The organism is Terriglobus roseus, from assembly GCF_900102185.1.
Lineage (GTDB): Bacteria > Acidobacteriota > Terriglobia > Terriglobales > Acidobacteriaceae > Terriglobus > Terriglobus roseus_A.
On sequence record NZ_LT629690.1, the window covers coordinates 713,782 to 740,034 of the forward strand.

At 56.4% G+C, this 26,253-nt stretch carries 22 protein-coding genes and 1 tRNA gene; 13 read left to right on the forward strand and 10 right to left on the reverse strand.

Annotated features, from left to right (window positions below; genetic code table 11):
* Window positions 1-108: 108 nt before the first annotated feature.
* Window positions 109-3,474, forward strand: coding sequence for a hypothetical protein (locus BLT38_RS03240; RefSeq protein WP_156784995.1), 3,366 nt, complete (start codon window positions 109-111; stop codon window positions 3,472-3,474).
* Between the two features lie 155 nt (window positions 3,475-3,629).
* Window positions 3,630-3,995, forward strand: a complete 366-nt coding sequence (locus BLT38_RS03245; RefSeq protein ID WP_083343895.1) for a hypothetical protein — start codon at window positions 3,630-3,632, stop codon at window positions 3,993-3,995.
* A 314-nt stretch (window positions 3,996-4,309) separates the two neighbouring features.
* Here BLT38_RS03245 and BLT38_RS03250 read toward each other — a convergent pair whose 3' ends face one another.
* On the reverse strand, window positions 4,310-4,903 hold the full coding sequence (locus tag BLT38_RS03250) for a recombinase family protein (RefSeq protein WP_083343896.1): 594 nt from the start codon (window positions 4,901-4,903) through the stop codon (window positions 4,310-4,312).
* Between the two features lie 1,039 nt (window positions 4,904-5,942).
* Here BLT38_RS03250 and BLT38_RS03260 point away from each other — a divergent pair.
* From BLT38_RS03260 to BLT38_RS03280, 4 genes are all read left to right on the forward strand, one after another.
* Window positions 5,943-6,434, forward strand: coding sequence for a hypothetical protein (locus tag BLT38_RS03260; RefSeq protein WP_083343898.1), 492 nt, complete (start codon window positions 5,943-5,945; stop codon window positions 6,432-6,434).
* A gap of 246 nt (window positions 6,435-6,680) precedes the next feature.
* Window positions 6,681-7,646 (forward strand): hypothetical protein, encoded by a 966-nt coding sequence (locus BLT38_RS03270; protein ID WP_083343900.1) that lies wholly within the window; start codon window positions 6,681-6,683, stop codon window positions 7,644-7,646.
* 8 nt (window positions 7,647-7,654) lie between these two features.
* A complete protein-coding gene (locus BLT38_RS21090) occupies window positions 7,655-7,933 on the forward strand; it encodes a helix-turn-helix domain-containing protein (RefSeq protein WP_156784996.1) in 279 nt (92 codons plus the stop codon).
* Window positions 7,930-9,093: a tyrosine-type recombinase/integrase gene (locus BLT38_RS03280; protein ID WP_083343902.1), complete on the forward strand. Its 1,164-nt coding sequence runs from the start codon at window positions 7,930-7,932 to the stop codon at window positions 9,091-9,093. Before BLT38_RS21090 ends, BLT38_RS03280 begins: the two co-directional genes overlap by 4 nt.
* Before the next feature lie 77 nt (window positions 9,094-9,170).
* Here the strand turns inward: BLT38_RS03280 and BLT38_RS03285 are convergent.
* The 4 genes from BLT38_RS03285 to BLT38_RS03300 form a co-directional block, all read right to left on the reverse strand.
* Window positions 9,171-9,246 (reverse strand) — tRNA-Ala (locus tag BLT38_RS03285).
* A 149-nt stretch (window positions 9,247-9,395) separates the two neighbouring features.
* Window positions 9,396-10,643, reverse strand: coding sequence for an alanyl-tRNA editing protein (locus BLT38_RS03290; protein WP_083343903.1), 1,248 nt, complete (start codon window positions 10,641-10,643; stop codon window positions 9,396-9,398).
* A 1-nt stretch (window position 10,644) separates the two neighbouring features.
* Window positions 10,645-11,613 carry a class 1 fructose-bisphosphatase gene (gene fbp / locus BLT38_RS03295; RefSeq protein ID WP_083343904.1) on the reverse strand — a complete coding sequence of 323 codons (969 nt, stop codon included), beginning with the start codon at window positions 11,611-11,613 and terminating at the stop codon, window positions 10,645-10,647.
* A gap of 70 nt (window positions 11,614-11,683) precedes the next feature.
* Window positions 11,684-12,967 carry a sensor domain-containing diguanylate cyclase gene (locus BLT38_RS03300; RefSeq protein ID WP_083343905.1) on the reverse strand — a complete coding sequence of 428 codons (1,284 nt, stop codon included), beginning with the start codon at window positions 12,965-12,967 and terminating at the stop codon, window positions 11,684-11,686.
* A 197-nt stretch (window positions 12,968-13,164) separates the two neighbouring features.
* Between BLT38_RS03300 and aroC the strand changes: the two genes are divergently transcribed.
* Genes aroC through fmt form a run of 3 tightly spaced genes read left to right on the forward strand, consistent with a single transcriptional unit; the run spans window position 13,165 to window position 15,803 of the window.
* On the forward strand, window positions 13,165-14,349 hold the full coding sequence (gene aroC, locus BLT38_RS03305; protein WP_083343906.1) for a chorismate synthase: 1,185 nt from the start codon (window positions 13,165-13,167) through the stop codon (window positions 14,347-14,349).
* Window positions 14,350-14,353: 4 nt separating this feature from the next.
* Window positions 14,354-14,863: a peptide deformylase gene (def, locus tag BLT38_RS03310; RefSeq protein ID WP_083343907.1), complete on the forward strand. Its 510-nt coding sequence runs from the start codon at window positions 14,354-14,356 to the stop codon at window positions 14,861-14,863.
* A 4-nt stretch (window positions 14,864-14,867) separates the two neighbouring features.
* The gene (gene fmt / locus BLT38_RS03315) at window positions 14,868-15,803 is read left to right on the forward strand and encodes a methionyl-tRNA formyltransferase (protein ID WP_083343908.1); all 936 of its coding nucleotides are present in this window, start codon (window positions 14,868-14,870) and stop codon (window positions 15,801-15,803) included.
* 938 nt (window positions 15,804-16,741) lie between these two features.
* On the opposite strand, the gene BLT38_RS03320 is transcribed toward fmt, so the two are convergent.
* Window positions 16,742-17,248 (reverse strand): hypothetical protein, encoded by a 507-nt coding sequence (locus tag BLT38_RS03320; protein WP_172838086.1) that lies wholly within the window; start codon window positions 17,246-17,248, stop codon window positions 16,742-16,744.
* A gap of 88 nt (window positions 17,249-17,336) precedes the next feature.
* On the opposite strand from BLT38_RS03320, the gene BLT38_RS03325 reads away from it, so the two are divergent.
* Window positions 17,337-18,983, forward strand: coding sequence for an IPT/TIG domain-containing protein (locus BLT38_RS03325; RefSeq protein WP_197674921.1), 1,647 nt, complete (start codon window positions 17,337-17,339; stop codon window positions 18,981-18,983).
* Window positions 18,984-19,216: 233 nt separating this feature from the next.
* Here BLT38_RS03325 and BLT38_RS03330 read toward each other — a convergent pair whose 3' ends face one another.
* Together BLT38_RS03330 and BLT38_RS03335 are read right to left on the reverse strand one after the other, a co-directional pair.
* On the reverse strand, window positions 19,217-20,449 hold the full coding sequence (locus tag BLT38_RS03330) for a transcription antitermination factor NusB (protein ID WP_231966708.1): 1,233 nt from the start codon (window positions 20,447-20,449) through the stop codon (window positions 19,217-19,219).
* Between the two features lie 7 nt (window positions 20,450-20,456).
* On the reverse strand, window positions 20,457-21,653 hold the full coding sequence (locus tag BLT38_RS03335; RefSeq protein WP_083343910.1) for an MFS transporter: 1,197 nt from the start codon (window positions 21,651-21,653) through the stop codon (window positions 20,457-20,459).
* A gap of 71 nt (window positions 21,654-21,724) precedes the next feature.
* On the opposite strand from BLT38_RS03335, the gene BLT38_RS03340 reads away from it, so the two are divergent.
* Together BLT38_RS03340 and BLT38_RS03345 are read left to right on the forward strand one after the other, a co-directional pair.
* On the forward strand, window positions 21,725-22,612 hold the full coding sequence (locus BLT38_RS03340; protein WP_083343911.1) for a LysR family transcriptional regulator: 888 nt from the start codon (window positions 21,725-21,727) through the stop codon (window positions 22,610-22,612).
* Between the two features lie 257 nt (window positions 22,613-22,869).
* Complete coding sequence (locus BLT38_RS03345; RefSeq protein ID WP_231966709.1) at window positions 22,870-23,664, forward strand: TIGR03435 family protein; 795 nt, start codon at window positions 22,870-22,872, stop codon at window positions 23,662-23,664.
* A 76-nt stretch (window positions 23,665-23,740) separates the two neighbouring features.
* Here the strand turns inward: BLT38_RS03345 and BLT38_RS03350 are convergent, their stop codons facing one another.
* Window positions 23,741-24,367: a TetR/AcrR family transcriptional regulator gene (locus BLT38_RS03350; protein ID WP_231966710.1), complete on the reverse strand. Its 627-nt coding sequence runs from the start codon at window positions 24,365-24,367 to the stop codon at window positions 23,741-23,743.
* A gap of 91 nt (window positions 24,368-24,458) precedes the next feature.
* On the opposite strand from BLT38_RS03350, the gene BLT38_RS03355 reads away from it, so the two are divergent.
* The gene (locus BLT38_RS03355; RefSeq protein ID WP_083343914.1) at window positions 24,459-25,325 is read left to right on the forward strand and encodes an NmrA family NAD(P)-binding protein; all 867 of its coding nucleotides are present in this window, start codon (window positions 24,459-24,461) and stop codon (window positions 25,323-25,325) included.
* Window positions 25,326-25,337: 12 nt separating this feature from the next.
* Here the strand turns inward: BLT38_RS03355 and BLT38_RS03360 are convergent, their stop codons facing one another.
* A complete protein-coding gene (locus BLT38_RS03360) occupies window positions 25,338-26,228 on the reverse strand; it encodes a PASTA domain-containing protein (protein WP_083343915.1) in 891 nt (296 codons plus the stop codon).
* Window positions 26,229-26,253 lie beyond the last annotated feature (25 nt).

Here is a 26,253-nt window from a genome sequence, read left to right on the forward strand (position 1 = left end):
AATCCAGCCCGCAAATTCATAAAAGCTGTGGCTTGGCGCGCCGGTCTTCTGGCATTCACCGGTGCGCCCCAGATAGCAGCACAAGATCCCCTCAAAGTTTTCTACTGCATGAAGCGTCGTTTACTGTTTCTCTTTCTCCTCATCTTTTCCATTCCGGCTTTCGCCCAAGGAACCCATCGCCAGAGTGAAGTCTTGACCATTGGTCAGGGCACCGCGGCGAACTTGGTTCCATTCGCGAAGATCAAGGTCTGCGTTGCCGGCACCCTGTGTCAGCAGCAAGTCACTGTGTACAGTGACATCGCGCTCACGCAGGTGCTACAGCAGCCCCTGACTGCCGATGCTGTCGGAAATTACGACTATTACATTGCGCCGGGTTGCTATGACGAGCAGTACACTGCACCGGCCATCAAGTTGTCTCTACGCAAGAATGTCTGCACGGGTCCTACTACGGCGACGGCACCCGGCGGCAACACTTGCAACCAGCAGTACAAGGGTTCCGACGGAACGCTAAAGGGGGACACCGGATCTTGCACTGACGGTGCAGGAAACGTATCAGTGTCGACTCTGCTTCTGGCTGCCGACCCTGTTCAGCCTCTGCAATCTGCGACTAAGCAGTATGTGGACAATCACACAGGAAGTCCTTCTGCTGGTACTCCAGTGCAGAAGGGGAACGGGAGCGGTGGATTCTCGAATGCCACCATTGCCGACCTGAATCTTTACACTCCAAAGTACGCCAACACTCAGGGCAGCACCTATGCGGCTCTCTATGCGGCAGGTAATCAGGTGACCACGGGCGGTCCCACCGGCCCTACGGATACACCCTGTGCCCCTTTCAATCAAGGTGGGTCGGCGGCGGGACACTCTTTCAATTACATCTACGGCACCCAGACGGACTGCTATATGGGAGCTGCCGCTGCGGGCCACATACAGAACGTCACCGCCCGCTATTTCTCCAATGCCGCAGACTTAACGGGGCAGGGAAGGATCATTGGAACTGTCGATTACTTCTACGACTCCACGCTGGGACGCAGTTACTCGGGCATCTGGCACAACGCCACCAACCACAACGAAATTTTTCAGTCCTCGGCGGCGGGCATCAAGCAGCTACGGTCCGGGGGCTGCTTCATCACAGGTGTCGGTGACAACTCCTGCAGCCAATACAAGTACAACAATGTGATCTCGGGAACCGCCGATACCGGTTCCGATGAGGGTACGGAGGATGACATCATCCAGCACGTATCCCTCGGCTCTTATTTCTCGACTGCGAATTCGGCCTATCCCCAATCGACCACAGAGATATACACAAACGCTATTACAGGATGTGGGCAGAATGCAGTGAGTTTCCGGTGTGCGGGTGCTGGACGCCCCCTGCTGAAAGTGAGCTCGGCGCAGAGCGTGACGGTTACCGGAGCCACCGCCTCTCCGACCTTCACCGGCTGGCTCCAACTCACCACTACCGAGAACCTGACTCCCTCGATCTCGGGTTGGGGTGTCGTGGCAGCCGCTTCTCCTACTGCCGTGACGAATCTCTACACGGGTGATGCCTTCTCCTCCACCGTGTCCGTCTCGTCGGGTTCCTTTCCCGCGTCTGGGATCGGCTGCTGGGCTGGCCAATCAGGTACTCTTCAGAACTTTACCCATGAAGAAGTTAGCTACACATATTCCGGCGGAACTCTTTCGATCTCAGACCGCCGAACTTATCATCCGGCTAACTCCGTATTTTTCGCTGGTCCATGTCGTTGGTTTGCCCCGACGCTCGACACTGCGCTGAATGGGTCATCCAGCGCATGGCTTGCAATCATCACCGATGCAAACACGATCATCGTGACCACACAGTTCACCGGGCAGGCAAACGCCACATGGCTTACAGCAAATGGCTACTCCGCTTTCATGCCAAGCTCTGGAGTAACAGCCCGGCAGATGGGCAAGGTATATCAGGGCGCGGATGTCGTCTCCGTATCGGATCCGAGCCTCTCTACTGCCCCCTCGAACTACGTTGTCGGCGGTCAGGACAACAACGGGTTCTTCAAACTGAGTGCGCACGAGTTCTCCATCGCCTCGGGCGACATCTTCGAACAGGCGATTCTCCCCGTAGATGTGACAAAGGTGAGGACCACCACATGCGGCAACCTCCAACCTTCGTCCGGATCCAACCCTTCTACTTGCCAGGGAACTCTTGTCACCAACTACACCAATTCTGTGTACAGCACTGGCATCGCGTTGCCATATTCGAGGTTCAACACCAGTCCTAGCACGCCGGGATACGTTAATCCTCCAAATATCTTTGACTTCTTTGTCTACGGTTCCTCCGCCCCCTACAACAACCTCTTCCATTTCGGAAACGGCGCGGCTCCCGTGAAGGCTGTCTTCCAATGGGACACCGTGGGTCCGACAAGCAAGGTATGGCTGATGAATCCGAACGGTCATTCGCTTTGGTACGATCCCACGATGACGCCCGGTCTCCTGCCGGAGTGGGGGGCGGATGGTGGGTTCCAGACCCCGAGTGGACGCGTATACACCATGGGAGTCCAGATCCCTCTTGGTAATAATCTGAGCTATGGTTGGTCGAACTGCGGCTCGCTCACTATCTTCTGCACTACGCAGACTGCCGGACTGAACTCTACGTCAGCGGGCAACGTGACCTGCGACACCACCACATCGGGTAACGCTCTCTGCAATTTCAAAGCGGGAACGGTATCCGTTGCCGCTAACCCCACCACTGCGCTTCAGGTCACTCCCAAGCAGTATGTAGACGCTCTGAGCAGGCTGGTACCGGCGAACAACCTTAGCGACCTGACATCGGCATCCACGGCACGCACCAATCTCGGACTGGGGACTATGGCGACACAGAATGCTAACTCCGTCGCCATTACTGGAGGGACGGCGGCTCTTACGTCAGGTACTGTCGGGGGCAGCAACATTTGTACCGCGGCCAATGGCCTTTGCTCCTCCACCGCTGTCACCTTCCAGACCAACGGCAGCACGAATCCATCCCAGACTGTTCTCAATCACCAGAATGGAACGAACACCACAGTCACCAATCCATCCAGCGGCAATGTGCAAGTCAATGTCACGTCGCTGAACAATGCTCCTGTGGGTAACACAACTCCGTCGACGGGTGTGTTCACCACTGCTTCCGCGAGCGTGTACAAGTTATCTGGAGCGGGCACGCTCTCCACGACTACTGGAGTATCTGGAGGAACGGTAGGGTCGTTTGGAACTCAGAATGGTGGAACCGTGAGTGCCACCGTTGGCAGTTCCACAACAATCACGGCCGGTACGGTACTCGTCTCCGTGACCTATGCGACTCCCTATTCAACAGGTTCTTCGGTCACGATCACACCCACAGATATCGGAACATCGACTCAAGGAACTTACTACGTCGCCGCAACCAATTCCGGATTCTCCATCCTCGCCGCACAATCGCAAACCAGTGCGGCTTGGAATTTCAATTTCACTGCTGCTGGATGGTAGAGCACTGCGGAAGCGAACTACGTCCAGATAATGGACAGGCTTGATATCTGGGAACCATGGCGTGCCGGTCTTTTCTCCTTGGGACGTTCCCGGCGCGCTTCCCAGACCCATCACTCACACCACTGCAAGCTGATTGCTGTGACTAAGGACTCTTAATGATTCTTGTAGCCCACGAACGCACCACAAGTTTGGGTGAAATCTCAGCCATCGGCCAACCGATTCTCTTCGGGATCGAGCAGGGAGATGGAATGCACCGCCACAATCAGCTTTTGATCTGTGCCACGTCAGGAACTCTAACCTGCGCCGAACCAGCGCTCGAAGTGAGCCTTGACGAGGGAGGGAGTTGGTTTGCGTTGAAGCCGCATTCGAGCGACCTGACTGCCGAAGTAAGCGGAGACCTCGTACCTGTCGCCGGTATCTGCAAGTTCAATATCCTTGGTCTGCATGACGCTCAGTACCGTTTCTGCTTTAGCGCAGGGGTGGTCAATGTTCCCGTCATGATTCTGGCGACGGTGGCATGATGCCCACCTGCTTAGGGCGTTGTTCCACTTGTCCAGAAAATCGACGGTACACCATCTTGCTCCAGACAGCCGCACACCGTAACAGGCTTCAATAGGGGAGACAGAGATCAATCTCCTATGCGAGGAGAGCATTGTTTGGGAGACGCAGAGTGAGTCGAGTACCGAAAGTAGAACCGAAGCCTGGCGTTTGACTGGTGTATCGGGCTTCTTGGTAAGAGTGGGTTACTTGGCTGAACATCTGATGTTTCGTCTGAAATTTCGTGGATTCCGGATCGCGGAAACTGAAATCGTTCCGATGACCCAAGCGACACCGCTTATTCGATGACCTTGATGAGTTTCTGCACGGTCGTCGGCGAGATCTCCAGCTTGTCTGCTATTTCCCTGACAGAATGGCCGCCCTTCCTAAGGCGTTTAAAAGACTTCACGATCTTGGGATCATCTTCAACCCTGGGACGGCCCCCGATTCGACCTTGGGTACGTGCTCTGGCCAGTCCAGCCAACGTTCTTTCGGAAATGCGAGCACGCTCCAAGCTTGCGAATGTTGCAAAAGCCGAGATCATGAATTCCTTGAAAGGTCCGGCACTATCGAAGAACGGTTCCTGATAGCTGCGAAATCCAATGCGATAGCTCGTTAGTTGCCTAATGTATGCAAGCGTGGCTTCGATACCTTCGCGTGAGAAGCGATCCATCGCCCAAAAGAGGACGTTGTCGAATTTGCGCTTGGACGCGTCTGTCATCATCCTTCTGAAGTTCACTCGATCGCTGCGTTTGCCACTGGCGTGATCTACATAAACTTCCACGAGATCCCATCCTTGCTTCGAGCAGAAGGCCTTCAATTCCCGGAGTTGGTTCTCTGGGTCCTGTGTGCCGTCACTCTTGCTCACCCGCACATAGATCGCAGTTTTCATTCGATCTTGCTCCTGTCCAGTGTGTACCACATAACGACCGTTATATGGAACACTCTGTAGACACCGAAAATTCCACGCCAATGCACGGTTTCGCTGAGACCGTTTTATGGCACAGATTTCTTTTCGACTCACCCCAAGCGGCACAGACCGCATGAGTCGATACACCAGAGGAGAGCGAATTGCTCACCATCTCTGGGCGCCAGTGAACGGCGGATGCACACGCGGAATGTTCACTAAGCCCGACGCATAAGGGCCGATGTTCTGCACATTGGTTGTCGCGACGCGAAGTGACGCCAATACGCCTCAGACTGAGGAGGCGATCAACCCGGACGGCTCAGATACAGTACACCGTCTTTCACCGTGCGGCCTCTTGGGCAGGAGGCCAGCACTTCCACTCAACGCACAGCCGCGAGAAACTGCGCGGTTGCCCATTGCTTGAGGCCCCCTCTCGTGGCTGAGTGTGAATTGTCTCAGCCGCGATTGCGCAAGGCCTGGACGAAGAACAACAGCACACCGATAGTGAGATCGTTGTTGCCCGACGCGAACATATCGGTGTTGAAGGGAAGGTTCCTGGAGGCTCAATGCCATACCCCGGCCTGTCCCCCCTGGATGCTGCTCTACGCCCCCTTCCATTACTTAGAAACCCCACCTTCTTTCCAAAAGCACTTTCCCGCCCTGCAAGTGGGCAAGCTTCCGATCAACGAGCACCCCTTAGCAAATTTTAAAAATCTGCAAATGAGAAGATCTGGTCCGATTTCGGGTCCGACTCGGACTCGGATTGAACCGTACTTGCACTTTCTCTAGGAAACCGCTTCGTGCCCCCCACCAACGTCTCTCGCGTCATGCGAAAGCTCGCTCTTAACCCGCGGGCGGCACAGGCCGCTCGACTCCACGCATTGAAATTCCTCGGGACGCGAATGTCGTTCCGGTGCCTGGAGGCGATCGTGTCTGACAAAGCCACCCCAGGTAGGGTTGCCGCTTACGCCGCTCGACTGTATTCGCTCAAGGCCGCTCAACTTCAGATGAAAGAACAACAGACATGCCCGAACAACTAACACCAGAACAACTAGCCGTTGTCCTGGGAACCGCTCCGTCACCACCGACTAAGAAGCAAAGCCCTCTCTCACCATCTGACGACGTCTTCGCTCTAGCTTCCGGTGAACTATATAGTTCCCGATTCGACAACGAAGTCCTCTTCTATCTCGACAACAGCAACCAGCCATTCGAAAGCAAACTTTACGGCGGACCTGCTTGGCCGCCCATCGGTGGTGTGGGGCTATGGGCGCGTGTCCTATCCGGGGTGTTCTTGATGAACGGCACCGAAGGAGCGTCGGAAGTAGAACGGTACCTTTCCATCCTGAAGCACACTGCATCAGGTGAACTCAAAAGTCGCGCCATCGACGCGCTACAGGGCGTGGCTCGGTTCAATCAGAAAATATCTGCCGACCTGATGCTGCGCGTTGAAGACACTTTGGCTAGGGCTTTCAGTCCGGAAAATCAGCAGATCACTGCTTCGGAGAAATCGCTGTGAACCAAGAAATCACTGATCTCATACTTGGCCTTTCCCAAAGTGTTGAAGAGACTCAGAACCTCCTAAGCATCTTGGAGAATCCCGCGACACCCTCCGAACAAATCAGCCTCGTTCTCGCGATCTTCGCCGATCGCTTTAGCGGCACTTCGCGTATGGCTGATGAAGAGCGAACTCGCTTGAACCGTGTGCTTTCACATCTGTTGAGCCGCGCCGACAACAACTTCTTGAAACACAGTGAGAATAGATATGTCTGATGAATTGAATAATCTTTGGTTGGCCGGCGACGCCAATGTAGATCTTACGGGCTTTCGTCGCCCCGAAGAGTCAGAAGAAAACACTGCGGACCTCTGGCGGCAATCAAAACACGGCTTTGAGCCGCGGCTAGCAGATCAGACCCTCGCCCCGAAGATCACCTTCGCCGAAGCGCTGGCGCAAGACCCAGGTTTGGCCGAAGAGGCCGCACGGCGTGATCCAAAGGCCTTTCGTGAGTACGCCGACTCGGAGACCGAACGCATCGCGCTCGCTTTTCGCAAAGCCCACCCTGCCTACATGAACACTGAGAAGAATTCCGCGGCGATGCTGCGGCACCTCTGTGAACGATTTCTTAATGGTGTCGATCACTTGAGAGACGAAGAAGTCATATTCGAGCTCTTCCGATCCGGGGATTTTACGGAAGTCAATCTGAGGGCCGCATTTGAGGCTTTGCTTCGCAGAGGCGCTCTGGATGTCGGCGAGGGACACGTAAAACAATTGAGCCGGGAAGAGCTTCTGACTGTGATTGCCGATCTTCGCACGCACGGCGCGGCGCAGGCGATCGCGACCTACTTGAAGTTCTCGTTGGGTACCCGCACGGTCGACGTGCGGAAAGTCATGGTCACCAACGCGGATCTGTTGAAGAAGGCTTGCTCGACGGTATGGTTTCACAGCAAAGCGGGAAGCGTGACGGCTGATCAGTTCAAAGAGTTTGCCGCACGACGACTATCCACCATCCAGCTTCCGACGATTGAGCAGATCGAAGCGGCTTGGTTCGCCCACCAGTTGGAAACGCATGAGGAGACCGACCAACCGGCACAACCCAAACTGGCAACCGATGAAGAGATAAATCGCCTCTCCGACGAAGATCTGGAGAACGCGATGGCTGCTGCCAGGAAAGAATTCTCTGTCCAGCGCCGTCGCCGTCGAACAGGGATACCCATCTCAACGTCTCAGTAACAGAACCCATGAAGCCGTCTGTCGAACAGCCCACAGCCAACCATCAACAAGCACTCCTGTTGTCCCACCAGTCTATTGAACGTCCTCTGACTGCCCAACAGCTCGCTCAACTCGTGCCGTTGCATCCTGTGACGCTCCTTCGCTGGGCTCGTGAAAACAGAATCCCACACCGTCGTCTGAGCGCTCGAAGAATTGTTTTCATACCTTCTCAGATCAACCACTGGCTCGCTTCCGAGTATTCTGAAAGCGTCGGTCATGTCGCCCAACCCGAAAGGACGGCAACATGAACCTCATCCACAAACGTACGCGCTTTCAGCTTGGCTCTTTGACAACAGAGGGACGGACCAATGGCCCAGCAGTTTGGGTTTATCGTTGGCGCGAGAAGAGTGGCAACCTTACTGTTAAACGCAAGGTTGTTCTCGGCACCATCAAAGAGCTGAACAAGTCACAGGCTCAGAAGAAGGCCGACGGATATCGCCAGCTTGCTAATACTCCTCAACATGAACGAGGTGCTGATCTAACAGTGAACCAACTGGTGGATCACTACAGCGAACATGAGTTGGGAGTCGGTTCAGGAAAAGCAGAGAAGCCTCGCAAGGCGTATCTCTATATCTTCAAGAACTACATCTTGCCGACTTGGGGTGAACTACCGCTTGAAGGTGTTAAGGCGGTTGCCGTTGAACACTGGCTCAAGACGTTGCCGCTAGCTAACGGCTCCAAGGCAAAGGTCAGAGAAGTGTTCGGGGCTGCCTTCCGCCACGCAATGCGGCACGAGTTGCATCCTGTCAATCCAATAGCCAGTGTTCGACAAGTCAGGAAAAGGGCTATAGAGCCTGAAATTCTCGAACCCGCCGAAACGGCTGCTCTCCTTCGAGAGCTTGAAGGAGTTGAACCGGTTCGGACAGCATTCCTTATCGCTGCTGTTATGGGTATGAGGCGGGGAGAAATCTTCGGCCTCAAGTGGGCAGACGTGGATTTCGAACGTGCGATTTTGCATGTTCGACGGTCATACGTCGATGGTGTTGAGGGACCTCCTAAAACAGATTCCTCTCGCCGTCCACTGCCAATTCCACAACAAGCCTTGGAAGCATTCAAGGCGTGGAAGGCGAAGGCTACCTATACCTCATCCAGTGATTGGGTATTCGCTTCAAACGTGTCTTTCGGCAAACAGCCGTATTGGCCGGGGACGTTATGGCGTAGAAATGTGGCTCCGGCAATTGAACGCGCTGGTATCACTAAGCCCAAGCTCGGATGGCATACCCTTCGCCGCAGCTACGCGAGTTTGCTGTTGTCGAGCGGTGTGAGTCTAAGAGTGAGTATGGAGCTGATGCGGCATTCCACACCGGATATGACGCTAGGCACGTACGCGCAAACCGTGGGCAATGAGAAGAGAGACGCAGGCAGCAAGATCGCTTCACTCTTGCTGGGAAGTGAACAAGCAGCCTAGTGGACCCTTAATGGCCCCACGCGTTCAAAAGCCTCGCTTATTGGCCCCACGCTTTCAAGTTAAATGCTTGGTTTTATTGGTGGACCTGAGCGGGATCGAACCGCTGACCTCCTCGTTGCGAACGAGGCGCTCTCCCAGCTGAGCTACAGGCCCTTGGTGTGGACGGATGTTTGGTCCGCCTACTTGTCGCTCCAGCGGCGCATACTGCGGCGCGAGCAACACCCAGAGTGTATCAGGAAGCGTCTCGGTGCTCAAAGTTGTACCGCGACACTTCGAAAGCGCGTTGAAATCACCAAACGGGATTAGGGAAGCGAAGCGCGTAGTGTGTTCAGCAGCGATTCGGCTTGTTCCACTGGGACTGCTCCCTGTGCCATCTCAGCACTGCCACCCCCACGTGCTCCCAACGTGTTCAGAGCGGTTCGCAGAGTGGTTCCGCAGTCGAGCACGCCGGGCTTTGCAGCCAGAACCGCATTAGCTCGCTCGTTATCGATGGCAACGATGTATGCGACCTGCGTAGCTGTTTCGCGGACCAGTTTGGACGCCAGCAATTTCGCATAAGCAGCGTCACGGTCTGGTGGCAGGGAATGGATGACACTTCCATCCGCAGTAGAGGCCAGCTTCGTTGCTTCAAGGGATGCGATCTGTTCCAGTAGATTGGCGCGTTCCTTTTGCAGCGCGCGATTTTCCGTGCGTATGCGTTCGATGCTGGCGGCAATTTCGGACGGCGCTGTCGTAAGCATGGATGCTGCCTCTTGCAACCTGCGGAAGTCAGCATTGACTGCGGCGAGTGCCCGGTTTCCGCAGACAAAGGAGAGGCGCAGATTGCCACGCACCTTTTCCGTTCCGCGTAGTAACAGTGGGCCGATCTCCGCAGTCGTTGCGACGTGTGTTCCGCCACAGGCGTTGGTGTCGATGCCGGGAATCTCAATGATGCGAATCTTCCCCGAACGGGGAGGCAGCTTGCGTAGCAGCCCTTGTTCTTTCATTGCCGCAGCTTCTTCACTTGTCACGTAGCGGATGCTGAGTGGCAGCGCCGCGGCGATGATCCGATTGGCTTCCGCTGCGGCCGATTGCAGTTGCGCATCCGTGAGCGCAGGGCCTTCCAGATCGATGGTCGAAATCTCGTCTCCCAAGTGGAAGGAAACGGTCCGTGCGGCGAAGTCGCGATCGAGAATCGCAGAAAGAAGATGCTGGCCGCTGTGTTGCTGCATGTGGTCGCGACGACGCGCTGTTTCGATGCGACCGGAGACGACTGTGCCTTCCTGCAACGGCTTGGAGGTGGTATGCCACACCTCACCAGCTTCATCTTCTTCAACGTTCGTAATGGGCACTTCCAGTGAAGCGCCGGAACGCGCGGTCGCTATGAGAACACCCATGTCGTAGGGCTGGCCACCACTGGTGGGGTAAAAAGCGGTACGGTCCAGCGCGATCTGCCACACCTGCTGGCCATCCACTCTCGCCAGTTCGCGGATAGCTGTGACTTCGGCTGTAAACTCCAGCGTTCCAGGCTCGTCGTAGTAAATGCGATTGGCTGACTGAACTTCCGTCACACTACTCCCTTGGTGAGATGGAAATCAGTCCGCCGATCGCAGCCACTTCCGACTGGCTGCCAATGATTAGGGGAGTGCGCACGTGCGGTTCCGTCGGCACGATCTCCAGGATGCGATAGCGTCCGTTACTTGCGGCGCCTCCGGCCTGTTCTGCAATGAAGCTCAGAGGGTTCGCTTCATACAGCAGGCGCAGCTTGCCGTTGGGAGCTTTCTTGGTTGGCGGATACAGGAACACGCCACCCTTCAGCAGTGTGCGGTGAAAGTCCGCAATGAACGATCCCACATAGCGAGAACTATATTTCTTGCCACCCACCAACGTACCGTCGCGGAAACGTGAGATGGCCTTGCCATACACCAGCTGTGATTCGCCGATGTTGCCCTCGTTCATGGAGTAGTACGGTCCCTGCTCTGGCATCTTCATGTCTTCGCTGCTCAGCAGGAATTCACCTTCGGCGAGCGTGAATGCATGTACGCCATTGCCGGCGGTGTAAACCAGGATTGTGGATGGGCCGTAGTTCACATAGAGTGCGGCGATCTGTTCGGTGCCGGGCTGCAGGATGGCTTCTCTGACGGAGACACCCGGCTTCAATGCCTGAATAGAAACAATCGTTCCCACGTTGACATTGACGTCAATGTTGGAAGAGCCATCAAGAGGATCAAAGATCGCGATGAACTTTGCGTTCGGACGGCCTTCGAAGATCACTGGTTCTTCATCTTCTTCGCTGACAACAGCAGCTACAGACGGAAGAGCCTTCAGGACTTCAATCAGAGTGTTGTCAGCCAGAACGTCCAGCTTCTGTTGCGCTTCGCCTTGCACATTTTCGCTGCCGGCTGCGCCCAGAATATCGTCCAGGCCGGCGGTGCGAATCCTACGTTCAATGGTTGCCGCACCATCGGCAATCGCGGTGATCAGCGCCGCCAACTCAGGCGTGTGGCGCTGGCGCACATGTTGAAAAAGGGTCATCGCCATGGCATTAAGCGTAGCACTCGAGAAAGAATTTCGTGTGTGCAACCGTTATACCCGTCGACAGATGCAGGCGTTATGCGCGTTGTGCGCCGCCTGGGAAGATGGTTAGCCGTGAAGGTGACGGCGGAACTGGAGCGGAGCACACACGATTTCTTCCTTCCTGTTTTGCCCGATACATAGCAGCGTCCGCATCTGCAATCAGTTGTGCTGGGTCGCTGCCTGGATGCGCGGGCCACAGGGTCGCCACGCCACAACTGACCGTGGTCCACACCTCATGATGTAGTGTCGTATCTCGCTGAAGTGCGGGCGAACCAGCCACCTGCACCAGTGTGCGGATACGTTCGGCTACCTTAATCGCGAAAGCGGAATCGGTATGAGGCAGCAGGACCAGGAATTCTTCGCCTCCTATACGTGCCACAAAATCATCTTCCTCGCGGAGCGCCTGTTGTAGCAGGGAAGCGACGCGTTGCAGAACGCGATCGCCATAGGGGTGACCGTACGTATCGTTCACAAGTTTGAAATGATCCACGTCCACCATCACCGCGCTTAAAGGTGTACGGCTCTCTTGGGTCATCTTCCATATATGCCCAAGTCGCGAATCGTATGCCAATCGGTTCGGTAATCCAGTAAGACGGTCGGTGGATGAAAGTGCGACAAGCTCCGCGTTCGCATCGGCCAGCATGCCCCTCTGTAATCTTCCATGTAGTTGAAGCAGGTAGGAAAACCTACGATCACGTGCAATGGCGTAGTTGGCCGCGAGAGTCAGGAGTACCGACCATGCCATCATGCCGCCTAGCACCAATTTGTGCGTTAAGGGGAGAAAGCCGTCATTCTTCAGCCACAACACATCCGCAACAGCTAATACGAACGTCGTTGCGGTCGCATATACAAGCTCAAGGCGGATCAGGCAATTCATGCCCAGCAGCATGAGAATCAGCCCCAACTGCGCCTCAATCGAAACTGTGGTGTTTATCTCATGATGCAAATAAAGGATGCCCAAGGCTCCTGTCAGGCAGGCGAAAGCTACGCTCAGTTCACGCAGCGCCACGTTCGACTGGTAACGAACAATAGCCGCGGCCAGAAGCATGATGGGCGTGAAGATCAGAAGGCGTACGAGCACGGCGCGGAGTATATGGTCCGGTGCCATGAAGTAGTCGCTGAGCAGGAAAAAGTCATACACGATGCCCGCGAACAGGCCGTGAGTCAGCAGCGTGCTTGCACGCGACGCAGCCGTATCGCGCAAATAGCGCTTCTCCACCTCTGGGGTGAAATGCAGCCACGCCACATGGCCCGTCTCAAAGCGACGGATCTCCTCGTTGAGCAGCGGCGTGATATCAGCTTGAGTCTGATTTTCCATATGTTTACAGGAAATAGCCTAGTCTCCACCCTTCAGGTGATCTATGCCACAGCAGAGCCAAACTGACCCACCTTTCGGGTCAGACGCTGTAGCGTCTTTACACAAATTAAGTAAGCGTTGCGAGTGATCGTCTTGGGGAGTCACCCTGAAAGAGCTAGATGCTACTTGTTACAATCGAGTTTTGATCAGGGTGGAAGATGCTTCAATTCTCTACAGCCGGTGAAAGCCACGGAGAGGCTCTTGTGGCCATGCTCAGCGGCCTCCCCGCCGGGGTTCCGGTGGACAGCGCATTCCTTGCACGTGAACTTTGGCGTCGCCAGCAGGGCTTCGGCCGTGGCGGTCGCATGCGTATTGAGACGGATACAGCGCATATCCTCTCCGGTGTTCGTCACGGTAAAACAATTGGGTCGCCCATTGCGATGACCATTGCCAACCGCGACTGGAAGAACTGGGAAGAAATCCTTCCAGTAGAAGAAGGTGATCCTTCGCGGCATAAGGCAGTGGCGTCGCCGCGTCCAGGTCATGCCGATTTGGCCGGAGCTCTGAAGTACAACTTCGCTGACGCCCGTTACATTCTGGAGCGCGCCTCTGCACGCGAATCCACGGCACGCGTTGCTGCCGGCGCCATTGCCAAAATGTTCCTCCGTTCGCTGGGTGTTGAGGTGCTTTCGCATGTCGTCCGTGTCGGTGCTGTGGAACTGCAGCGCCCTTACCAGTGGGATGAGATTGTTGCCAGTACTGCTCGCGAAACCGTTCTTCTGAACTGCATCGACCCTGAAGTTGAGCAGCAGATGAAGGGTGAGGTGGATAAGGCTCTGCGTACTGGCGATACCGTGGGTGGGGTCTTTGAGGTGGTAGTGCATGGCCTGCCTGCCGGCATTGGCAGCCACGTGACGTGGGAAGGCCGTCTGGATGGCTTACTAGCGCAGGCTGTGATGAGCCTGCAGGCGGTGAAGGCGGTTGAGATTGGCCGCGGTGTGACGGCTGCGGAGTCCATGGGATCCACCGTTCACGACGCTATTCACTATGCCACGCAAGAGGAAGCTTCCGCCGCGCATACCCGCTTCACCCGCGAGAGCAACAACGCGGGCGGTATTGAAGGTGGCATCTCCAACGGTCAGGACGTGACTGTACGCGGATACCTGAAGCCCATCAGCACATTGCGTCGTCCGCTGGCGTCGGTGAACTTCGAGACCCGCGAACCGGTGAAGGCGGCGTATGAACGCAGCGACGTCTGCGTGGTCCCCGCTGCTGGTGTAGCGGCGGAGGCGATGGTTGCCATCACAATGGCAAAGCTGGTGCTGGAGAAGTTCGGCGGCGACAGTCTGGTGGAAACGCAGCGCAACCTCAACGGTTATCTTGAGCAGATCCGGAAGTTCTAAGGCAATGATCTATCCCATCGTGAAGTATCCGGAGTCGGTGTTGCTGAAGAAGGCACAGCCCGTCACCGAGTTCAACGCCGACCTGAAGAAGCTGGCGGACGACATGTTTGAGAGCATGTATGCCGCCGAGGGCATCGGCCTGGCTGCGCCGCAGATTGGTATCAGCAAGCGCATGTACGTGGTAGACCTGTCCGTGGGGAAGAACCCGGAAGAGCGCCTTGTCCTTATCAACCCTGAGATCATCGAGAAGGAAGGGAAGCAGACCGAGGAAGAGGGCTGCCTCTCGTTGCCGGATATCCGCGACAAGGTGAACCGTCACTTCCGCGTGCGTATGCGTGCGCAGGACGTGGATGGCAAGTGGTTCGAGATCGACGGCGAGGAACTACTGTCTCGGGCGTTCCAGCATGAGCTGGATCATCTTGATGGCATCCTGTTCATCGACCGCCTTTCGCGGCTGAAGAAGGACCTGATTTTGCGGCGCATTCGTAAGCTCATCAAGAACGGCGAGTGGTAATCGCATGAAGCTGGTCTTTTGCGGCACTCCTGTTTTTGCTGTTCCGACGCTTGAGGCGTTGATTGGGGCGGGGCATGGGGTGGAGCTGGTGCTGTCGCAGCCGGATAAGCCGGTGGGGCGGAGTGGTGAGGTGAATCCCACGCCGGTGAAGGTGGCGGCTACGGCGCACGGTATCCCGGTACTGCAGCCGGAGAAGCTCAAGACCAACCAGGCGCTTCGCTCCTCGCTGGAAGCCATTGCGCCCGATGCCATCATCGTGGTCGCCTATGGCCGCATCATCCCACAGTGGATGCTGGACTTGCCTAAGTATGGCTGCCTGAACGGGCATGGTTCGCTGTTGCCGCGCTGGCGAGGCGCTGCGCCTATTCAGTGGGCGATTGCGGCGGGCGATGCGGAGACCGGCGTGACGACGATGCTGCTCAACGCAGGGCTCGATACCGGACCGATGCTGCTGAAGCGGTCTATTCCTGTTACCGATACGACCACTTCGCCGGAGCTGTTCGTATCGCTGGCGCAGATTGGTGCGGAGCTGATGGTGGAGACGCTTGCCGGACTGGAAGCGGGAACCATCACGCCGGAGGAGCAGGACGATTCGCTGGCGACCCTTGCGCCGCTCCTGACGCGGGACGATGCACGTATCGACTTCAGTCTCACCTCTCGTGAGATCGATCAGCGGTTCCGTGGCTTCCAGCCCTGGCCAGGAGCTTTCACCGCTCTTCGCGGTAAGAAGCTGATTGTGCACGGAATGCACGTTGTTGAGGAGCATAGCGTTACGGCTCCCGGAACTTTGACGATCCGCGATGGAGCGATGGAAGTGGCCTGCGGTTCGGGTTCTGCCATCGTTTTCGATGAAGTGCAGCTTGAGGGGAAGAAGCGGATGCCTGCGGCCGACTTCCTGCGCGGATTTCAATTGAAGAGTGGCGAATTGCTCGGCGGGTAAACGGGCTACCCCACCCCCCTCCCCCCCCATTTCTCTAAAATCGTCTTTCTATTGGGGTTACGGCGTTGGTGGCTGTAAAATCGTCTATCCATTGGGGTTAGAGGCAAAATCGTCTTTCTAAAAGAGTTAGGGCCGCGCTATGCGCGGCCCTAACTGTCTATTTCTTATTGTAGCTGTTTGAGCTAAATACCATGCCAGCTGGAACCATCCTGTTTTGTGGCGGTTGTGCGATTCAGGGCTTGACAGCATTTGGATCGGGCTCGGTCCCACCATGTCCCCGGCCAGGTTAGTCGCTGGTTTCTGTCCGATCTGGGGAGGGGGCCTTCGATGCTTCTGACTGCCGCTTCCCGTTTCGATTCTCCCGTTTCGCGTCTCTTTGAGCCGACAACCTGCTTTTGATCAGGTCGACTCCCTCGCGATGGAAGTTCGTTTTTATCTCGCTATCATCTGGTGAAAAAAGATGAGGTTATTGTGCGGTTAATTAATCCAAATGGTTGCTTCTGGCGAGGCGGTTATATGTTCACGCGATCGACATAATCGCTCATGGATAAGATCGCATTTTTTGCAATTAATTTTGTTCACACTCAATTATTGAGTTTTCGGAGTCATATTTTGATGTTTTATCCCTTGCGCGGAAAGTTGACTTATCGGCAAAAACCTTAATTAGGCAGGATTCTCCGGAAGAAGTTACCGATAACTGCGCAGAATTTTTCCGCGCCTTCTCTTTGATGCTTCTAAGTTGCTCATACCACACACAAAATATTCAGGTCATTTGCGGCCACCGAAATGCAATTACCCGGGCAAGTAATGTATCTCCCCCTGGAGTAATTCAGTTTGACAGTTCACAGAAGTCGTCTAGCAGCTTTATGCATCGGTGTGTCTATACTCATTGGCGGCGGCCAGGGTATATCTGCACAGCGCCATTCGGGACATGGGTCCTATGTATCGGCGAGTATTAGTGCCTCACCTACCTCTATTACGTCGGGCAAAAGCTCAACGCTTACCTGGAGCACGACATCGGCTACGTCTGTGACACTTAATGGTGCTACGGTCGCTTCGTCAGGTTCGAAAACTGTTTCCCCAACATCGACTACGACATATTCGCTCGTTGCCAAGAACGGAAGCTCAAGCAAGACTGCTACAACTTCTGTGTCAGTCACGGCACCGGCAGCGACACCAACAGCAACCATTACAGCTTCGCCAACCTCGATCACTTCAGGTTCGAAATCAACTCTTACCTGGAGCACGACATCTGCGACATCTGTAACGCTTAACGGTACGGCTGTAGCTACTTCCGGCTCGATGAGTGTTTCGCCAACAGCGACCACTTCGTATTCGCTGGTTGCCAGCAACGGAAGCACGAGCAAGACTGCGACGACATCCGTTGCAGTAACTTCAGCAGCGACACCAACCGCAACTATTACAGCTTCGCCTACTTCGATCACTTCAGGTCAGAGCTCGACTCTTACCTGGAGCACGACGTCTGCGACATCCGTAACGCTTAACGGTACGGCTGTAGCTACGTCCGGCTCGATGAGTGTTTCGCCAACAGCGACCACTTCGTATTCGCTGGTTGCCAGCAACGGAAGCACGAGCAAGACCGCATCGACATCTGTTGCAGTGACTGCATCGCAGCCCTCTGGTGGTAGTTCCACAACTGGCGCGCCGCACATTAACTACACGGATCTTAACGTTGGCGCAGGCACGGGCGGTGACAACGGAAACGGCGTGTATGTCCGCATCTTCGGTAGCCATTTCGGAGCATCGCAGGGATCAAGCACCGTAACACTCGGTGGATACCTTGTAACCAACTGCACCCTGTGCTCGTGGAGTGACACGGTTATTGTTGCTCAGCTTGGATCAGCAGCAAAGACCGGCAACATTGTTGTGACTGCGAACGGACTTGCATCCAACGGCTCTCCGTTCACTGTTACGCCGACGACGATCGTTTTCGTATCGCCCAATGGCGTGGATACAAACGATGGCAGCTTCGCAGCTCCGTTCAAGACGTGGCGCGCAGCCTTTAACTCTGTAACGTCCAAGGACTCTTCTTCTCCTTCGCAGAACACCGTGATCTATCTGATGCCGGGAGCGAACGTCAGCATGGATGATGGTCGCGGATACAACGCTGCAATTTCAACGGATCTTGGCGGTAAGTCGACAACCAGCCAGCTCTCGATTGTTGGCTACCCTGGCGGTACTGTGAATGTTGGCAGCACCAGCATTTCGAACGGTGTCAAGGGATGGGGCAAGTACATCACCATTGCTAACCTCAACATTGTTGGTCAGAGCTCTGCGATTGATGCAGAGGCTGGCAACATCCGCATCATCAACAACAGCCTTTCGTGCCCTGCTCCTCCTTCGGGTCTTGGCGGAACGGCATGTGTTCTTGCTGAAACCACCACCACTTCTGACACCTGGGCATTCCAGGGAAACAATGTTCACGATACCGGCGGAAACGTAGACAAGACTTACCATGCTGTCTACTTCTCTTCGAACGCGAACCACGCAGATGTGGGCTGGAACACGATTGGTCAGAACTTCAAGGGCTACTGCCGCAGCATTATGTTCCATGCGACGACAGGTGGCAACCAGTATGACCTGCACGTGCATGACAACAACATCACGGGTGGATACTGCGATGGCATCCAGCTCGCATCGGTTGATCCTTCGCTAGGAACGGTTGAGATCTATAACAACGTTGTCTCTCACGTTGCGATTGCCTCTAACCCCTACGGTGTGGCGAACGAAGCCGGTATTGCTATCAACTCTGATCCTCCGGCTTCAACCAGCGGTACGGTGCAGATCTATAACAATACGGTTGTGGATGCGGGTGCATACACGACTGGCAACCAGAATGGATGCTTTGGTGTGGTCTATGCCGGAGCAGGCATCAACTTGACCAACAACATCTGTGTTCAGCCTTCTTCGGCACAGCCTTACATTCAGCCGAAGAGCGCAGGTGTAACGGGTACGAACAACCTGTGGTCCGGTGCTGGAGCTGCTCCGTCGTTCGATTCACGACCGGTAACAACTGCACCGAGCTTTGTATCCACCACCAACTTCGCTCTGCAGTCGAGCTCAGCTGGTAAGTCGGCAGGAACTTCCTCCAAGATGTCTGCAGTCGACATTATTGGAAATCAGCGTGGTACCACCCCGTCGATGGGAGCTTACCAATAACCTAAGTTGGGTCGCCGTAGAAATTCGGCGGCCCAATTTAATTACGCGGGAGTTTTACCTGTAATTGGGTAGTTATTAATCTCACGCGGGAAGTTATCAGGATGAATGATCTGCCGTAAGTTAATTGCGGAAGATTTCATGCGGCCACTTATGTCCATAAGACAACTTATGGGATAAGTGGCCGATTCATTTTCCGTGTGTATTTGTCCTTGTCCCCGCGTGGGTGGATTTCCTTATTCAGCGGGGCTTGTCTCCAGCAGGGCGGCGAAGAAGCCGTCGCAGGGCTGGGTGCCGGGGAGCGTTCGAAGTGTGCCATCGATTGCTGCCGCTGAGACGGACTGGGGAAGCAGGGATGTGAGGTCGATGGTGCGGTGGGATCCGGTGGTTACCGCGTTTACGACTTCGAGGTTTTCTTCTGGTTCCAGAGAGCAGGTGGAGTAGATCAGTCGTCCGCCGGGTGCCAGTAGCAGCAGGGCCTGGTTCAGGATGGCCTTTTGACGGTCTGCCTGGCGGGGTAGGTCGCTTTGTCTTAACCTGTGCCGAATCTCGGGGTTACGGGATAGAGTCCCGGTTCCGCTGCACGGTGCGTCGCAGAGGATGAGGTCGAATTTTCCGGCTTGCAGCTCGGCTGGAGGGGCGGTCATGTCGGCCAGGAGCGTCTTCACGTGCTTGGTGGATTCGGAGCGGTCCATGCGTTTGCGCATGGCTTCGAGGCGCTTGGGGCTGATGTCGCAGGCGATGATTTCTGCCTGCGGATGGCGGATGGCCAGCACGGCGGTTTTGCCGCCGGGGGCAGCGCAGCAGTCGAGGATTCGCTTGGGGTTGGGGACGGCGGCGGCAGTGATTTCGGCGATGGCGCGTGAGCCGTCGTCGATCTGCGGCAGGCCTTCTTCCGGGGTGTAGAGCTGGCCGGAGGGTGGCTCCTGCTGGTCGTAGGTGGCGATGCGTCGGGTGGCGGCGGTGCCGAAGTTTTTGCGCCAGCGGGTTATCAGCCACTCAGGGTGCGCCTGCTCTTCGGGTGTCATGGTGACGATCAGCGGCGTGCGTTTGGGGGATTCCTTTTCGCGCTGGACGCGGCGAAGGATCGCGTTGACCATGCCGGCGGCGTGGGGTGCCCCGTTGTCTCGCGCCATTTCCACGCTTTCGTTGATGGCGGCGTGCGGCGGGATGCGGTCCATGTGCAGCAGCTGGAAGATGCCGAGGCGAAGGGCGAGCAGGGCGGCGGGGTGGAGTTCCGCGTCGGGGCGCTGCAGCATGGGGCGCATGACGGCGTCGAGTTGCGACTGCCAACGGAGGACGCCGAGGACGAGCGCGGTGGTGAGGTTGCGGTCTTCTGGGGAGAGGCGGTTGACGGCGGGGGAGTGCAGCAGGTCGTCAGAGTGCGCCGCGCTGGACATGACGCGATAGAGGATCTGGATGGCGGCGTCGCGGGCGGGGGAGATGGCGGGTTGGTTCTGTGATTTCACGCTCGTTTCAGGATACGAGGTTTGCTTCCTGCTGGTTGGATCTAGCGGGGTTTGCTGTGCGCTCCGACGACTCCTCGGTGGAGAATTTTGTGAAGCGCGGACCCGCTGCCACGATGAGGCCGGCGGTGATGATGAGGATTAGGGCGAAGCGCAGGGTGGTGGCGTGCGCTACCCAGCCGATGAGTGGTGGCCCGGCTAGCAGACCGAAGTAGCCGACGGTGGAGACCATGGAGATGGCTGCGCCTGCGCTCATGCGGGTGGATCGTTCCGATGCCTTGATGACGATGGGGACGATGTTGGCCATACCCACGCCTGTGAGTCCCAGACCTGCAAAGCCTAGTGGCCACGTGGGCGCGAGCAGGAAGGTGCTGAAGCCGATTGCGACGAGGACGCCGCTGCCGAAGAGCACGTTGGCCTCAGAAAAGCGCGCGAGAAGCCAGCCGCCGGTGAAGCGTGACGCTGCCATGCAGATGGCGTATCCGGCGTAGCCTGCGGCCGCCCAGGAGAGGGTGGTGCCGATGTTTAGGTGGAGATAGACCGCGGCCCAGTCGCCCACCGAGCCCTCGGCGAAGAGGCCGAAGAAGGCGAGTATGGCGAGTTTGATGAGATACGGGTCAAAGCGCGAACCGCCCGATTCTTGTTTGGGAGAGAACGGATCCGCGACCAGGCCGCCTTTGAATGACGGAAGGCAGACGAGGAAGAGGACGGCGGCGCAGAGGAAGAGGTCGGTGCTGGCTGTGAAGTGGTGATGCAGCAGGACGCTGGAGATTCCGGAACCGAAGAGGCCCCCGACGCTCCAGCAGCCCTGGCAAAAGTTGATGCATGAGCGTTGCTCATGTGCCTCTACGGCAAGTGCCTGTGCATTTACTGAAACATCGAGTGCGCCTTTGGATGCGCCAAATAGGCCCGCTCCCAACATGAATGCCCAATGCGATTTGAAGGCGGCGAGTAGCGCGATGGCGAGGATGTAGCATGCGGCTGCGACCCGTACCGTGGCGCGGCTACTGAACTTTGTGATGAAGAATCCGGCGAGCGGCATGGACAGGATCGACCCGGCGACGAGGCTCAGCAGGATGAACGAGAGTCCGGCGGTGTCCAGGTGCAGGTTTGTCTGAATCACGGGAACATGTGCCGCCCAAACGCCGAATCCAATGCCATCGGCCAGGAAGAGGGAAGCGATTGCCCATTTTGCGGTACGGCTCATGCTTTTATTAGAGGGGCAACAGGGCTCGTTCTGATGATGAATTATTCGTCACATCTTGATAGCTTTTGGGAATGAGCGTGAATCTGGATGCACTGCGATCGTTCGTTGTTCTTGCAGAGGAACTGCATTTTGGAAGAGCAGCGAAGCGTCTTTATGTTGCGCAACCGACTCTAACGAAACAGATACAGCGACTTGAGAGTGAGCTTGCTGTTTCGCTGTTTACGCGGACGACCGGGCAGGTGAGCCTTACCTCTGCTGGGACGGTTTTACTCGAAAGAGCAGCAGAGCTTGTTCGTGCAGGCGCCAGCTTTGAGGGCTTTGCGCGTGAGGCGAGCACAGGAGAAGTTGGTACGCTTCGGATTGGGTTTGGTATTGCGACGTTGAGCGATCTGTTGCCGCAGTCGGTGATTGCGTATCGTGCTGCGTTTCCGAAGATGCGTTTGGAGATGCAGGACATGAGTAGTCGCGCGCAGATGGATGCGCTACTGGAAGGCTCGATTGATCTTGGGTTTGTTCGTATGCCAGTACGGCACAGCAAGATGAAGACGCTCGTGGTGCTTCGAGAAGAATTGCTTATTGCAGTCGCTGCTTCTGGCAAGCATGCCGCCACAGCTTCGTTACGTGACCTGCGTGACGAGCCGTTTGTGTTGATTGGCAGATCGACTTCCGCAACGTACCACAGCCATGCTTTGAGCCTTTGTGCGTTGGCTGGATTTCAGCCGAACGTGGTTCAAGAAGCGAAGGAACTATTCACAGTGTTGAGCCTGGTGCGTGCGGGACTTGGTGTGAGTCTTGTTCCTTCGACTGCTCGACGTATGCGGGTTCCCGGTGTGGCCTTTCATCCTGTTCGGAAGACAGAGGCTCGTTGGGATATAGCGATGGCCTGGAGACGTGATCGGGAACGGATTGTTGAGCCGTTCGCCAAACTGGTGCGTGACACCGCGAAGTCGGCGAAGTGAGGCAGGTGCGTTTGATTTTCTTGGGTTGTTGACAGGAGGGCGAAGGCAGCGGCGTAACGTTGATCGGGTGGCAAATGGGGAGCAAGACGCTTGCTGTAACGAATACTACATAGCCATGATCCGGTTCCTATGTTATTTTTTCGCCAGCTAATGATTCGCCATCTTCATGCAGGTGAAGTTCGATGAGAATAGCGTCACGCTCAGTGCTTGTTCCCTTACTTGGGGGAATTCTTTGTTTTTTCATGGGGACTTCTGCTGTGTCCCAAGTGAACAATGCAGTCGATGATGCCAAATCTCTGAAATTTGATGTGGTCTCGATCCGACTATCGAGTGCAAGCCCAAAGGAGCAGCATCTCTACATCACGCCGGATGGCTATGAGGCCATAGGATTTCCAATCGAAACGACGCTGCTGGTTGCGTATGCCGATGCGCCCTTTTTCAAACATCTGGAGGAATTGAAGGGTGTGCCTTCGTGGGGTGGGAGTGAACGTTATGACATCCGCGCGAAACTGGCTGCCGCGGATGTTGCTGCGTGGCACAACCTGAATCAGAATATCTTCCGAACGGCCCCGGTGTTGCAACATATGCTGCAACAGGTGTTGGCGGAGCGTTGCAACTTACGCATCCATGGTGTGGAAACGAAGGTGGATGGGCTCGCCCTGCACATTGGTGCGAAGTCGCCCGCGTTGGTGGAAGATTCCACCGTGCCGGCTGGTGGGGCGGGAAGCCAACTGCTGGATGGGGCAAGGTTTGTCTACACCAAGCAGAATGACGATCAGACATGGACGTTTTACAACACTTCCATGTCTGTTCTTGCGAACTGGCTCACTGTCAGTTCTAAGTACCAGGTGGAGGACCGGACAGGATTGCAAGGCAGATATAGGTTTGTGTTGCGTCGCCTGGCCGAGCAACCTGCGGAGGGCGATTCGACCACACAAGTGGATGCGCCTATGCCTTGGGATTTGCATGCGGTGGGATTGAAGGTGGATCGCGAGAAGATGCCTTCGAAGATCTGGATTATCGACAGTATCGAACGGCCTAGTTCGAATTAGGTACTTCGTACCGTTCTCGACGCTTCGCGTGTTCTTGCCTCGCGCGATGAGCTTAGTGTTGCTGGTGCCTTATCGGTCAGTTTTTGTTGCGTTTGCTTGTGGGTAGCAGGGGTTCGAGGTAACGGAGCACCGCGTCGTGCATGGCTTGTTGGAGGCGTGGGCGTGTGGTGCGTGTGGCTGTGGTGAGTTCGTCGAGGATGCCGCGGAAGATGAGTAGTGCTATCTGGGCGTGATGTGTGCGTTCTGCGCGGGACAGGTTGGGTTGTGCACGATGCAGGCGCTCTGCGATGAAGTCTACGAAGACCTGGCCTAGCTGGTGTTTTTCGTGGCGTGCGTCATCGGAGAGCGGTGCGTTCAGGACCAGCGTGTGGAACTCTGGCTTCTCGCGGTTGTAGCGCATGCAGAGGTCGAGCAGAGCGTGGATGGCTTCGTGGAAGTCTAAGGAAAATTCCGGGTCGAGTGCGCGTTCTGCGTCGGCCATTTCGCGCGCGTATGACGCAGTGAGCGCGCTGGCGATGGCGTCTTTATTGGGAAAGAACTGATAGAGCGTGGCGGGGGAGACGCCTGCTTCCGCAGCGATGGCGTTGGTGGTGGTCTCGTGATAACCAAGGCGTGCGAAGACGGTGGCGGCTGCATGTAGCAGTTCCTGCTGACGTTGTTCGCCGCGCGCGTTTCGTTTCCGGTTGGGGTCAAAGACTGCCACGTTGTGATTTTCGCAGAATTTGCAAACGTAAGTAAAAACTTGCATCCATTCTTGGAATACAAGTATCTACTTGCATAGGAGGTGAGCGGACATGTTCACGGTGATGGGAATTACGGGCAGGGTTGGCGGAGCGGTTGCGGAGAATCTGTTGGTGGCGGGCAAGAAGGTGCGCGGCGTTGTTCGCAATGTGGAAAAGGCCAACGCGTGGGCTGAAAAGGGTGTGGAGTTGGTGCAGTCTGCGTATGACGACGCGCAGGGATTGGCGAAGGCATTTGTGGGAGCCGAGGGTGTGTTTGCGATGATTCCGCCGGACTTTGCGCCTGATCCTGCATTGCCTGACCAGAAGCGCACGATTGCTGCGATTCATGATGCGTTGGAGCAAGCGAAGCCGGGCAAGGCGGTGTTTCTCTCGTCGATTGGTTCGGAGCAGCCGAGTGGTTTGGGGTTGATTACGTCGACGCACCTGATGGAAGAGGCGATGCGCACGCTACAGATTCCCGTTGCTTATCTGCGTGCGGGCAGCTTCATGGAGAACTGGATGGGTGCGTTGGATCACATCCGTGCGACAGGCGAGATGCCGTTCTTCTATACGCCTCTGGATCGCAAGTTTCCGCTGGTGGCTACGCGTGACATTGGGCTGGTGGGTGCGCAGGTGTTGCAGGAAAGCTGGAACGGAGAGCGCGTGCTTGAGGTGGATGGGCCGAAGGGCGGAACGGATCTGTACGAGGTTGCTGCTGCGTTCGGTAAGGCGCTGGGGCGTGAGGTGAAGGGCGTGGCACTCCCCGAGGTGGCGTGGCAGGGTGTCTTGGAGGCAATGGGTACGCCTGCGGATCGGACCGGTTTGTATATCGAGATGGTGAAGAGTTTTAACTCAGGCTGGATTCACTTTGGGAATCCTGACACGGAGAAGTTCTATGGGCCGACTACGATTGAGGCCTTTGCAGACGGGCTCAGGTAGGAGTGCTCGAGGCTAACGTGGCTTCACTGCGGGTGGGGTCGCGTTCGCTGCGGGCGTTGCTGTGATGAGCGTCGTGGGGTCGGAGATGGCGGCTGCTGCGCTCATTTTGACCTTGGCTATGTCTGCTGCGGTGACTCGGGCGCCTGCGGTTGGCGTTTGCGAGAGGACGTAGCCTGCCGGGGCCATGGGGACGGGTGGCGGCGCGGGGATGCTTGGGTCGGCCGATGCGGGAGGCGCGGGTATCGGGACGATGGCGTAGACGCGGAGTTCGATCTCGCGCATTTTTGCGGAGGCAGCGGAGTAGCTCATGCCGACGAGGTTGGGCATGACCCATGCCTTGGGTTGCGCGGTGTACGGCTCGGTGAGCAGGAGGCTGACTTCGGGTTTATCGACGCCCTCGGCATTGGCCGGTGGGGTTTGCGCGAGTACGGTGTCGGATAGGCCGGGTGAGGGAATGTGGGCCATTGCTCCGGGATCGAGCGAGGCGCGGCGGATTGCCATGCCTGCGTCGTGCTCGTTCATGCCCACTGTGTCAGGAATGGTGGCGCGCTGGGGGCCGAGGCTTTCGGTGATGCGCATGTGCCAACCCTTGCGGACGGTGGCTCCGGCGGCGGGCGATTGCGAGAGGACGCGTCCGGCGGGAACGGTGGTGGAGTAGAAACGGTTCTCCACGGTGAGGTTGAGCTTGCGATTGTTGGAGGCGTTCGCAGCTTCTTCAAGTGTCATGCCGGTGAGGCTGGGCGTTTCCACTTCGCCGGTGTGAATAGCGAGGCGCATGGTGATGAGCGCGGAGAACAGCGCTACGGTGGACATGGCGAGGACGGTGGTGCCGATGCGGAAGGAACGCGCGGCCCATGCGGAGACTTCGCCTGAGTTGTCGTGGTAGCGGATGCGAATCTTCACTGTGGGTATCTTAGTACTTCGTACC